We start from the raw sequence: 12021 nt of genomic DNA, 5'->3' as shown, positions 1-12021 counted from the left end.
ACTCACTGTGCGTACGTCATGCACACCAAGTGAACCGATGGCTCTTCACAGCGGAGGTCAAGACGCTGCCGCCACTCCTCCGCTACCTGTCCGTCGACGAGCTTGGCGTGCGGGCGGCCGCGCTCGTCGAACGCCGCCCACGGGACGCCCGGCTGCGCCAAGTGGGCACGTCACGGGCCGGACTGCCCCTGTTGCTGCTGTCCGTCGGACACGGCAGCCGCCAGGCCCTGATCGTCGCGGGACCCCACGCCAACGAGCCGGTCGGCGGCGCCACCGCCCTGCGGCTCGCCGAACGGGCCCTCGCCGACCCCCGGTTGTGCGACGGCGCCGACGTGACCTGGAACCTGCTGCTGTGCCTCGACCCCGACGGCGCCCGCCGCAACGAGGGCTGGCTGTCGGGCCCCTACACCCTCGGCCACTACTTCCGGCACTTCTTCCGCCCCGGCTTCCTCGAACAGCCCGAGTGGCTGCCCGACGGCGCGGCGGCGGCAGCCCTGCCGGAGACCCGCGCCCTGCTCGCTCTCCAGGACGAACTGCGGCCCTTCTTCCAGTGCTCCCTGCACGGCGTCGACGTGGGCGGCGGCTTCGTCGAGCTGACCCGCGACCTGCCCGGACTCGCGCCGCGCCTCGCGCACATCGCGGGGCGCCTGGGCATCCCGCTGGAACTCGGGTCGTACGACACGCTGTACTGGCCCACCCTCGGGCCCGCGGTCTACCGGATCCCGCCCCCGCGGCGCGGCGACCTGGCCGCGGCCATCACGGAGGCGGCGGTCGAGTCCACCTGGTTCCACCCGCACCCGTACGGCACGGTGACCGCCGTCGTCGAGGCGCCCATGTGGGGCGTGGCGGCCGTGGGGGACGCCTCTGAGCCCGCGGACACCGACGGGGCCCTGCGGACCGTCAGCCGCACACTGCGGCGCGACACGGCCCTTCTGGAGGCCCTGCTGGCCCGTATCCGCCCCTCCCTGGGCACGGCTCCGGACGCGGACCGTCTCCTCGCGCCGGTCGACGACTATTTACTGGTCTGCCCCGGCCTCGCCGACTCCTGGGACCCCGACACCGACGCGGACGGCGGCGCGCGCCCGCTGCCGCCGCTCGACACGGCCCGGCTGACCGCGCTGCGCATCTCCGGGCGGCGGATAGCGCTGCGCACGGCGGGGCTGCTGCGCCAGTTGGTGACCGCCGCAGGGCAGGACCCGACCGGCGCGGCGGCGGACCTCGACCGGCTCATCGACGAGTGGTGCGCGGACTACCACGACGGCCACGGGGCCCGCTGGATCCCGGTGGCGCGGCAGGTCGACTACCACGCGCGCGTGGTAGTCGCCGCGTTCGACCTGGCGCGGCATCAGGCACCTGTCCAGGCACCCGTTCCGCCCGCCGGCGCGAGTCCGCTCGGTACGCCCCCGAGAAGGGCCGAAGTACCGTTCGAGTGAGTCGGGGTGGGCCTCGGGGCCCGGTGTGCCGATGCACTGGCCATGACGAACACTCACAAAGCGACGGTCGCCGTACGGGCCTGTCTGCTGACCGCCTGCGCCCTCCTCGTGGCGGGTTCGGTGCCGGCCCGGGCCGCGGCGCCCCCGGAGTCGCTTGCGGGCAACTGGCTCTACGTCACCGTCACCCGCGGCGACGCCCGCTCCAGCGACACGCGCGGCACGCTGCTGCTGTGCGACCCGCCCCAGGGCCACGCGCACGCGGCACGGGCCTGCGCGGAACTCCGGGCCGCGGGCGGCGACATCGGCCGCATCCCGCCCAAGGAGGTCTACTGCCCGATGATCTACGCGCCGGTGACCACCTCCGCGCGCGGCGAGTGGGGCGGCCGAGCGGTCACGTACAAGGAGACGCACGCCAACTCCTGTGTGATGGCGGCCCGGACGGGATCGGTGTTCGCGCTGTCGGACTGAACGCCGATCACAGCGAACCGCCAGGCACGCGAGCCACAGCCTCCGCCGGGCACGCGCGCAAGCCGACCGACAGGCACGCGCGCGTGCCGCAGAAAACGGCCTCCACGCGCGCGTGTCTCAAGCCGCCCGGTCCCGGGCGTGCCGTGCCGCCGCGACCACCGTGCGGCTCTGGTGCTCGACCTGATGTTCCAGCGGCACCCAGCGCGCCCGGAAGCGTTCCGCGAACGCTTCGCTCCAGGACGCGACCAGCCGCTCCAGAGGGGGCGCGGCGCGGTCGTCGGCTTCCTGGAGGACCCGCAGGAGCATCGCCGCGGCCCGCAGCGGGAGCCGTCGGCCGAACGCGTCCACGCTGCCGACGTACGCCATCGTCGTGCCCGCAGGCGGCGGCAGCGCCCAGTCGCCCGCCAGCCCCGGCACCAGCTCCAGCGCCCACTTGGCGGCGCGCAGCAGTGGACCGTCCGGTCCGGGAAGGCGCGGCAGCGCCTCGGCGAGGACGCTCTCGACCTGGACCGCGTCCTGGAGGAGGCGACGCGCCAGACGCCGCATCGCGGCCGCCGGGGCGGGATGCGGCGCGGGATCGTCGACCAGGTCGCTCGCCCACATCGGCACCTCGACGACCGCGGTCAGACCGCCGTACCGGTGGGCGTGGTACCAGGTGCTGTGCCGGGCGTCGTCCGGCATGCTCGGGTACGCCAGGTCCGAGCCCGGGGCGGGCATCACATGCACACCCGGCCCGGAGGCGGGCCAGCCGGCGGCGTCCGAGGCGCCGGTCTCCACCGGGATGTTCAGCTCCGCCGCGGACTTGGCGAACGGTTCGGCGAGACCTGGGATGTCCTTCGTCAACTGCACCCAGCTGCCGCCGAGATCCGTTCCGTGGAGGGTCACCTGGAGGTAGGGGCGGAGTTCGTCGATGACCCGGGTCAGGGCACGCGTCTCGGGCGGCAGCCGGTCGGGCGGCAGCACGGCCGGCGACCACTCGGGCTGTTCGGGCCCCGCCGGGCGGAAGAAGCCGAGGTGGTAGTCGAGCAGGGTGCGCGGCGCCGGCGTCACATGGAGGCTGGCGCCGTCCGGGTCAGCGCAGAGCAGGAAGTGCCACGAGGCATCGGTCCGCAACTCCCGTTCGCGCAGCACCCGTTCGGCCAGCGACAGGAGGGTGGAGCCGCCCGTGGGCTCGTTGGCGTGGGCGCCCGCGACGACGAGCACCGAGCGCGCGGCGTGCCCCACGGAGAGCAGCTGCAGCGGCCGGCCGGCGCGCGAGGAACCGACCTGTCTGAGCGAACACAGGCCCGGCCGGTGGGCCGCCAACGCCCGGGCCGAGGAAACGATTTCGGTCACACTGGGGTAGCGCAGCTCCGGCAGGAGACTCACCCCCGACTAGGTCCGCCCGGCGTCGCAATCCGCAGTACTCCACGGACCGGAGGAACTGTCAAGGACGTGAAGGGGCGCCACCGGGGAGCGCCAAGCAGCATTTACCGGCAGCCGGGGGGTAATTCACTCCCGGACGGCGGGCGCGGCCCGCGCCCTCCGCCGGGCGCCGCCGGTCAGCCGCTCTCGCCGGAGCCGGTACCGGAATCGTCGCCTACCCGCTCCAGCAGCACCACCGGCAACAGTCCGAAAAGCTCCTCCACGCGCGCGTGCCCGGTGAACTCCCGCCCCGGAGCGAGCAGGTCGGCCCACCGCCCCGCGGGCAGCGCCAGTACCGTGTCGCGCCAGCCGCCCGCCTCCTCCAGGCGCAGCGACAGCCGGGTGACCGCCGTGACCACCTCCCCGGAGCGCACGAACGCCACACAGTGCGCGGCGCCCGGACCCTCCGCGGGAAGCGGCGTGTACGTCGCCGACTCGCCGAAGACGGCGGGCCGCCGCCCGCGCAGCCGCAGCGCGGCCCCGGTGAGTCCGGCCTTCTCGGCGGACAGACCCTCCGGGTCGACCGGCGGGAAGGCCGCGGGCCGCCGGTTGTCCGGGTCCACCAGCGCCCGGTACTCGACCTCCGTGCCCTGGTAGACGTCCGGCACGCCCGGCATCGTCAGCTGGACCAGCGCGGCCCCCAGGACGTTCGCGCGGACATGCGGTTCGACGGAGTTCCTGAACCCGGCCACCAGCTGCCCGGGCGTCCCGCACGGCCCCGCCTTGAGGAACTCCGCCACGGCGGCCTCGTACGCGGGATCCTGCTCGGTCCACGAGGTGCCGAGGCCCGCCTCGCGGACGTGCTTCAGCAGTGCGCCCTGGAGCCGCTCCCCGGCCGCGGGACCGAGCCCGACCGCCGTCTGCCACGCGGCCCAGGCCACCTGCGGATCCGGCACGCCGATCCCCTCGGCCGCCGTCCACCCGGTCACCTCGGTCAGCAGGTCGGCCCAGCGCGACGGCACCTGAGTGAGCACCGAGATCGCCGCCCGTACGTCTGCGCTGCGCTTGGTGTCGTGCGTGGACAGGACGGTGCCGGTGGCGGGCCAGTCGCGCTGCACGCGCGCGCAGTACGCGTGGAAGACCTCCGGGGACACGGCAGGGGACCCCGGTTCGCCGCCCACCTCGGTCGCCGACAGCAGCGGAACGTACCGGTAGAACGCGGTGTCCTCGACGGACTTGGCCCGCAGCGCCGACGCGGTCTGCGCGAACCGCGCCCGGAACGCCTCGTACTCGGGTCCCTCGCCGGCCCGGCCGAGCACCAGGTCCCGTACGAGATCGACCGCCTGGGCCTCCTCGGGCACCTCGAAGGCCAGGCGTGCCTCGTCCGCGGCCTCCTCGGTGACGACCGCCGCGGCGTCCCCGGAGGTGTACGGCCGGTAGACCTCCATGCGGACGAGGAGCTCCCGCAGCGCGGTGCGCAGGGCCCAGGGGGCGCGGTCGCGCGGCGCGGGGTCGGGCGAGGCGCGGCACAGGCGGTCCGCCTCGCGTGTGAGCCGGTCGACCTCGGCGGCCAGCTCGTGATGCACCACCTTGTACGCGGCCCGCCGCACCGTGGCCTCCCAGACGCCCCCACGGTCGGCCTGGGGGGCCGCGAACCGCCGGTACTGGCCGAGGAGTTCCCCCGCGCCCGCCGGGTCCGTGAAGAGGCCGTCCACGTGCCGCAGCGCGTCGTATCCGGTGGTGCCCGCGACCGGCCAGGCGGCAGGCAGCGGCTCGCCGTCCGCGAGGATCTTCTCGACGACCGTCCAGCGCCCGCCCGTCGCCTCGTTCAGACGGCGGAGGTACGCGTCGGGGTCGGCGAGGCCGTCCGGGTGGTCGATCCGCAGCCCGTCGACCACGCCCTCGTCCAGCAGCTCAAGGATCTTCCCGTGGGTGGCCGCGAACACCTCCGGGTCCTCGACGCGCACCCCGATGAGCTCCGAGATGCTGAAGAACCGCCGGTAGTTGAGCTCGGTGCGGGCCAGCCGCCACCACCCCAGCCGGTACCACTGCGCGTCCAGCAGCCGGGGCAGCGGCAGCTCCCGCGTGCCGGCCCGCAGCGGGAACACGTGGTCGTAGTAGCGCAGGACGTCCCCGTCGACCTCCAGGGCGCCGATCTCCGCGCCGAGCGGTCCACCGAGCACCGGCAGGAGTACGCGCCCGTCCTGGGCCTCCCAGTCGATGTCGAACCAGCGCGCGTACGGCGAGTCGGGGCCCTCGCGCAGCACCTCCCACAGGGCGTGGTTGTGGCGCGGGGCCATCGCCATGTGGTTCGGCACGATGTCCACCACGAGCCCCAGACCGTGCTCCCGCGCGGTGCGCGACAGGGACCGCAGCCCCGTCTCGCCGCCCAGTTCGTCCCGCACGCGCGCGTGGTCCACGACGTCGTAGCCGTGCGCCGAACCCGGAACCGACTCCAGGACCGGCGACAGATGCAGATGGGAGACGCCGAGCGAGGCCAGATACGGGACGGCCGCCTCGGCCGCCCCGAAGGGGAACTCCGGCTGCAGCTGGAGCCGGTAGGTGGCGGTCGGCGCGACGGGGGCGACCGGGTCGGGACGCTCAGGTGTCATGGGAACCTACGTACCCGCCCGGGGGCGGTTTGTGCCATCGACACGCTTGCGGTCCGCGGGGTGCGCCGATTGAAGGTGCGGGTTCGCTGTGGCTGGGTGCGCCCACGCGGCGGAGCCGCATATTGACACAGCCCCGCGCCCCTAAAGGAGGCGGTGGTCGGTTCGCGCGTGTCGCGCGCGAGCCGACCACCGCCGCCAGTCGATCCGCCTACGCCGGTCGCTGCAGCACCATCATGCTTCTGTCCACCAACGACAGGCGGTCGCCCGCCTGGACCTTCGCGCCCGTGCCGCGTTCCAGGCCGGAAGGCCGGGCGGTGTCGACGACGACCTGCCACTGGCGGCCGTGGTTGACCGGCACCACGAACTCCAGGGTCTTCGGCGAGGCGTTGAACATCAGCAGGAACGAGTCGTCGCTGATGCGCTCACCGCGCGGCCCCGGTTCCGAGATCGCGTTGCCGTTGAGGAACACCGACAGGGCCCGCGCCTGCGTGGAGTCCCAGTCGCGCTGGGTCATCTCCTCGCCCTCGGGGGTGAACCAGGCGATGTCCGACAGCTCGTCGTGGGTGCCCTCCACGGGCCGGCCGTGGAAGAACCGGCGCCGCCGGAACACCGGATGGTCGCGGCGCAGCCACACCATCGCGCGGGTGAACTCCAGCAGCTCGGCATCGCCCTCGGCGTTCTCGGGCCACGGCACCCAGGACACCTCGTTGTCCTGGCAGTACGCGTTGTTGTTGCCGTTCTGCGTGCGCCCGAACTCGTCGCCGTGGCTCAGCATCGGCACGCCCTGGGAGAGCATCAGCGTCGCGGTGAAGTTCCGCATCTGACGCGCCCGCAGCTCCAGGACCTGAGGGTCGTCGGTGTCGCCCTCGGCGCCGCAGTTCCACGACCGGTTGTGGCTCTCGCCGTCGCGGTTGTCCTCGCCGTTCGCGTCGTTGCGTTTCTCGTTGTACGACACCAGGTCGTTCAGCGTGAACCCGTCGTGGCAGGTGACGAAGTTGATGGACGCCAGCGGGCGCCGCCCGTCGTCCTGGTAGAGGTCCGAGGAGCCCGTGAGCCGGGACGCGAACTCGGCGAGCGTCTGCGGCTCGCCCCGCCACATGTCCCGTACGGTGTCGCGGTACTTGCCGTTCCACTCGGTCCACAGGGGTGGGAAGTTGCCCACCTGGTAGCCGCCCTCGCCGACGTCCCAGGGCTCGGCGATCAGCTTCACCTGGGAGACCACGGGGTCCTGCTGCACGAGGTCGAAGAACGACGACAGCCGGTCCACCTCGTGGAACTGCCGGGCCAGGGTCGCCGCCAGGTCGAAGCGGAACCCGTCGACGTGCATCTCGGTGACCCAGTAGCGCAGCGAGTCCATGATCAGCTGGAGCACGTGCGGGGAGCGCATGAGCAGCGAGTTGCCCGTCCCCGTGGTGTCCATGTAGTAGCGGGGATCGTCGGTGAGCCGGTAGTACGAGGCGTTGTCGAGCCCCTTGAAGGACAGTGTCGGGCCCAGGTGGTTGCCCTCGGCGGTGTGGTTGTAGACCACGTCGAGGATGACCTCGATATTGGCCTCGTGCAGCGCCCGGACGGCCGACTTGAACTCCAGGACCTGCTGTCCGCGGTCGCCCCAGGACGCGTACGCGTTGTGCGGGGCGAAGAAGCCGATGGTGTTGTAGCCCCAGTAGTTGTTGAGGCCCATGTCGACCAGACGGTGGTCGTTCACGAACTGGTGAACGGGCATCAGTTCCAGTGCCGTGACGCCCAGTTCGGTCAGGTGTTCGATGATGGCGGGGTGGGCGAGGGCCGCGTACGTGCCGCGCAGCTCGTCCGGCAGCCCCGGGTGCCGCATCGTCAGGCCCTTCACATGGGCCTCGTACAGGAGCGTGTGGTGGTACTCGGTGCGCGGGCGCCGGTCGTCGCCCCAGTCGAAGTACGGGTTGACCACCACGGAACTCATCGTGTGGGGCGCCGAGTCCAGGTCGTTGCGCTTGCCGGGCGACGCGAAGTGGTAGCCGTACACCTCCTCGCCCCACTCGATGCCGCCGCTTATGGCCTTCGCGTAGGGGTCGAGCAGCAGCTTCGCGGAGTTGCAGCGCTGCCCCCGCTCGGGCGCGTACGGACCGTGCACACGGAAGCCGTACCGCTGGCCCGGCATGATGCCGGGCAGGTACGCGTGCCGTACGAACGCGTCGGTCTCGCGCAGCTCTATCGCCGTCTCCGAGCCGTCGTCGTGCAGCAGACACAGCTCGATCCGGTCGGCGGCCTCCGAGAAGACCGCGAAGTTGGTGCCGGCGCCGTCGTACGTGGCACCGAGTGGGTACGCCTGTCCAGGCCAGACCTGCATGGATGCAACTCTTCCAGTTGTGCGACGCCGCCGGGGGCGACTCCCGCCCGAGTCTCCCCGAAAGTGATGGAACCACCTAGGACTTACGCCCCTCTTACCGAACGACCAGTGCATACGCGGTATGCCGAACCAGTGGGACTCGATCGACTCCTAGAGATACAGGGGGAGTAGGGGGAAATGTGCGCACGATAGTGCACCGCCATCTGGGCAAGGTGGTGGCAGGCGCGGCCATCGCGGTCGCCGGGACCGCCGTCATGGTCGGGATCACCCTGCCGGGCTCGGCGGGCGCCGACGACTCCGGTGGCGGCAACGGGGCGGGCCAGACCTCACAGCAGGCCGGACAGAGCAAGAACCAGGGCCAGGACCAGGCTCAGGGTGCCGTGCAGCCCGGCGTCGTCGAAGAGGCCCCGGCCGAGGGCGACAAGGGCAAGGGACGTGACCCGCTCACCGACGACGAGACCGAGAGTGTCGAGAAGCTCGCCCTCGACCGGCAGCTCTTCCGCACCAGCGAGAACGTCGAGGGCGACAAGGGTCCCCAGCGGATCACCGTCGACCTCGCCGAACCCGACGAGAGCGAACTGGACGACCCGAACGCGCCCCGACGCGCCGAGGTGTCGTTCTACGACTACAAGGACGACTCGCTCGTCACCAAGACCGTGAACCTCGACACCGGCAAGGTCGAGGGGACCGACACCCAGCACGGCGTCCAGCCGCCGCTCAGCCGTGCCGAGACTGTCGAGGCCGCGCAGCTCCTGATCGCCGACCCGCTCGGCGCAGGCCTGAAAGCCGACTTCAAGGACGCCACCGGCAAGGAGCTGACCACTCCCGACCAGCTGATGCTCAACAGCATGGTGTACCGGGCGAACCCCGGTACGCCCGCGGCCCTCGCCGACTGTGGCAAGCACCGCTGCCTGCGGCTCTTCGTGAAGGCCAAGAACGGCCCCTGGATCGACAGCCGTGACCTGGTGGTCGATCTGAGCGCCCGGAAGATCGCCAAGGTCGGCTGACCTTTCCTTCCGTTCAGCCTCTTGCGTTCACCGGCCTGGGTTCGGCCCGGATTCGGCGAAGTCCGTTCACTTTTCCAACTTTCCTGCTTGTGCAAGGGAGTCACTTCTTCATGCGCGACAACAGAATCAACCGCGCCCGCAGGCGGACGGCGGTGGGCCTCTCGGTGGCCGCCCTGACCGTCGGCGCCACCACGGCCGCGGGACCGGCCGTCGCCCAGCCCAAGGCCGCCCCCGCGGCGGCGGCCGACTGCAGCGCGGCGTACAAGATCGAGCAGACACTCACCACCGGCACCAAGTGGTCGATGTGCTGGCACTACGAGAGCGAGGCCGGGCTCGTCCTGGAGAACGTCTCGTACCAGCCCAAGGGCGAAGCGGCCCCCATACGCGTCCTGACAAGTGCGAAGCTCGCCCAGATCCACGTCCCCTACGACGACGGTTCGGTCGAGTACGACGACCTCACGGGTGCCGGATTCGGCCAGGGCCTGATGAACATGGCCCCCGGTGAGTGTCCCGGCGGCACCATCAAGACGGTCAAGGTCCCGGACTCCTGGGACCCGGAGCACCCGAACGTCAAGGGCCTGTGCACCACGACCCGTTCGCGCGGCCACGCCTACCGCATGCAGGGCGACTCGGCGAGCAAGGTCTTCCAGCAGCAGGGCAAGGACCTGCTCGTCTACACCGTCAACCAGGTCGGCTGGTACGAGTACATCACCGAGTGGCGCTTCTCGGACGACGGCGCGATCAACATGAACGTCGGCGCCACCGGCAGCCTCTCGCCCGGTGACTACGACGCCGGTGACGGCCGCGGCTGGCCGCTCGGCAAGGGCGCCAAGGCGTACGCCACCAGCCACAGCCACAACGTCTTCTGGCGGCTCAACTTCGGCCTCGACGGCAACTCCAAGAACAAGGTCGAGCAGTACGACTCCGTGGTCAGCCCGCCCGCCGCCGACGGCGAGGCCCCGCGCAACAAGACCACCCGCAAGGAGATCACCAAGGAACTCGCGGGCGACGCCAAGAACATGCGCTGGTGGCGCGTGGTCAGCACGACCGGCAAGAACAAGGACGACCACGCCCGCTCGTACGAACTCGTCCCGGGAGCCAGCTCCAAGTACCCGGGCCGCAGCTTCACCAAGCACGACGTCTATTTCACCCAGTACAAGAAGTGCGAGCAGTTCGCCAGCGACAACCTGCCCAACTGCGGTACCGGAGCCGGTAAGTCCGTCGACAAGTGGGTCAACGGACAGAACCTCACACACCCCGTGGCCTGGGTGAACATCGGCTTCCATCATGTCGCCCGGGACGAGGACCAGCAGCCCATGCCGGTCCACTGGCAGGGCTTCTCCCTCGCCCCGCGTGACGTCACCGCTATGAATCCGCTCACTCCGCCGGAGCTGGCCGATCAGAACGGCAAGCCGGACGACGGTAGTTGAGAAACGACCTGTCCATCCGGCTGCACCGTTCGCCGCTCCCGGAGTACCCTTCCTTGATCGTTGGCTGGGGGAGTGCTCGGGGGAGCGGAAGGCGGTGCGCGGGTGGGGTCCGGAGGGCTGGAGTTGCCCCCTGGTGACGGCGGTCACGAGGGGAGCTCCACGGATGCCCCACCGGGCGCGGTGTCCCTGGCGCGACCGATGGAAATCGGAGCGGAGCTGGACTGGGACGCCGACGCCTGGCGCGAGGTGCGTACGCGCGCCCAGCGGGCGGGCCGGGCCTACATCTGGCTGAACCTCGTCGAACAGCGGCTGCGCGCGGTCGTGGCCGCTGTTCTGCGCCCGATCTACGAACCCGTCCACGGCGAGGACGACTGGGTGGTCGCCGCCGCCGGACCCGCCGGGCAGGAGTGGGTGCAGCGCGCCGTCGCCGTACGCGAAGTCAGCCGCCGCAAGGGCTACTTGCTCGACCCCGCCGACGACAACGTCATCAGTTTCCTCACGTTGCCCCAGCTGCGCGAGCTGATGGTGCAGCACTGGCCGTGCTTCGAGCCGTACTTCGACGAGCGCCGGGACGTCGAACTCGCCCTGGACGAACTGGAAGTCACCCGCAACGTCGTCTCGCGCAACAGGGCGCTGTCCGAGGCCGTCCTCGCCCAGGCCGAGCGCGCCTCCGCGAAGCTCCTGGAGATACTCGGCGCGGGCAGCGACGTACCGTCCGCGCGCCGGCTCCCCGTCGACGCGGTCGAGAACCTGGTGGGCGACCGGTACGCGGACGTGGTGGGCGTGCACTCGGACCGGGTGCGGCTGATGCGGCAGTTCCCCGCCGAGGACATCTTCGGCGGAGCGCGCCGCTTGGACGCCATCGGCATCGGCCTCAACCTCCTCGTGCAGAACTTCTCGGGGCGGCGGCTGGTCAGGCTGGCCGAGTCCGGCTGCCGGGTGCGGCTGCTGTTCCTCAACCCGGCCTCCAGCGCGGTCAAGCGCCGTGAGCGTGAACTGGGCATCAAGCGGGGTGAGTTGAGCCGCTCCGTCGAGATGAACATCCTGCACATGCGGCGGGTCCGGGCCCGGCTGCGTGATCCCGGCGCCTTCGAGATCCAGGTCTACGACGAGACGCCCCGCTTCACGGCGTACCTCGTCGACGGGGACGGCTCGGACGGCATAGCGGTCGTCCAGTCGTATCTGCGGCGGACGCGCGGGATGGAGGCGCCGGTGCTCGTACTGCGCGGTGGGGGGCGGGTGTTGAAGCCGGACGAGGTCGGCGAAGAAGGTCTTTTCGGGACGTATCGCGAGGAGTTCGAGGTGGCTTGGGCCGATTCGCGGCCTGTGTCCTGACGGGCGTCAAACGGAATGCGGTCGTCGGATTGTCAGTGGCCCATGGGATCGTGGAGGTCATTGGGG

The 12021-nt window shown here is 71.3% G+C and carries 8 protein-coding genes; 5 read left to right on the top strand and 3 right to left on the bottom strand.

Annotated features, from left to right (window positions below; genetic code table 11):
• Positions 1–29: 29 nt before the first annotated feature.
• The gene (locus tag ACH4YP_RS13590; RefSeq protein WP_398490655.1) at positions 30–1433 is read left to right on the top strand and encodes a M14 family zinc carboxypeptidase; all 1404 of its coding nucleotides are present in this window, start codon (positions 30–32) and stop codon (positions 1431–1433) included.
• Between the two features lie 42 nt (positions 1434–1475).
• Entirely contained in the window at positions 1476–1901 is a 426-nt protein-coding gene (locus tag ACH4YP_RS13585) for an SSI family serine proteinase inhibitor (protein WP_361063344.1), read from the top strand.
• A gap of 117 nt (positions 1902–2018) precedes the next feature.
• Here ACH4YP_RS13585 and ACH4YP_RS13580 read toward each other — a convergent pair whose 3' ends face one another.
• From ACH4YP_RS13580 to glgX, 3 genes are all read right to left on the bottom strand, one after another.
• A complete protein-coding gene (locus tag ACH4YP_RS13580; protein ID WP_398490654.1) occupies positions 2019–3269 on the bottom strand; it encodes a M14 family zinc carboxypeptidase in 1251 nt (416 codons plus the stop codon).
• A 173-nt stretch (positions 3270–3442) separates the two neighbouring features.
• Positions 3443–5857, bottom strand: a complete 2415-nt coding sequence (treY, locus tag ACH4YP_RS13575) for a malto-oligosyltrehalose synthase (protein ID WP_398490653.1) — start codon at positions 5855–5857, stop codon at positions 3443–3445.
• 208 nt (positions 5858–6065) lie between these two features.
• The gene (gene glgX, locus ACH4YP_RS13570) at positions 6066–8183 is read right to left on the bottom strand and encodes a glycogen debranching protein GlgX (protein WP_398490652.1); all 2118 of its coding nucleotides are present in this window, start codon (positions 8181–8183) and stop codon (positions 6066–6068) included.
• Between the two features lie 179 nt (positions 8184–8362).
• On the opposite strand from glgX, the gene ACH4YP_RS13565 reads away from it, so the two are divergent.
• From ACH4YP_RS13565 to ACH4YP_RS13555, 3 genes are all read left to right on the top strand, one after another.
• Positions 8363–9190 (top strand): Tat pathway signal sequence domain protein, encoded by an 828-nt coding sequence (locus ACH4YP_RS13565; protein WP_398490651.1) that lies wholly within the window; start codon positions 8363–8365, stop codon positions 9188–9190.
• Between the two features lie 110 nt (positions 9191–9300).
• A complete protein-coding gene (locus ACH4YP_RS13560; RefSeq protein ID WP_361063359.1) occupies positions 9301–10620 on the top strand; it encodes a copper amine oxidase in 1320 nt (439 codons plus the stop codon).
• A 102-nt stretch (positions 10621–10722) separates the two neighbouring features.
• Positions 10723–11955, top strand: coding sequence for an SAV2148 family HEPN domain-containing protein (locus ACH4YP_RS13555; RefSeq protein ID WP_398490650.1), 1233 nt, complete (start codon positions 10723–10725; stop codon positions 11953–11955).
• The last annotated feature ends 66 nt before the right edge of the window (positions 11956–12021 follow it).

This window comes from Streptomyces sp. NPDC020747, from assembly GCF_044334695.1.
In the GTDB taxonomy this organism is placed as follows: domain Bacteria; phylum Actinomycetota; class Actinomycetes; order Streptomycetales; family Streptomycetaceae; genus Streptomyces.
This window is presented reverse-complemented; position numbering and strand designations above follow the sequence as displayed.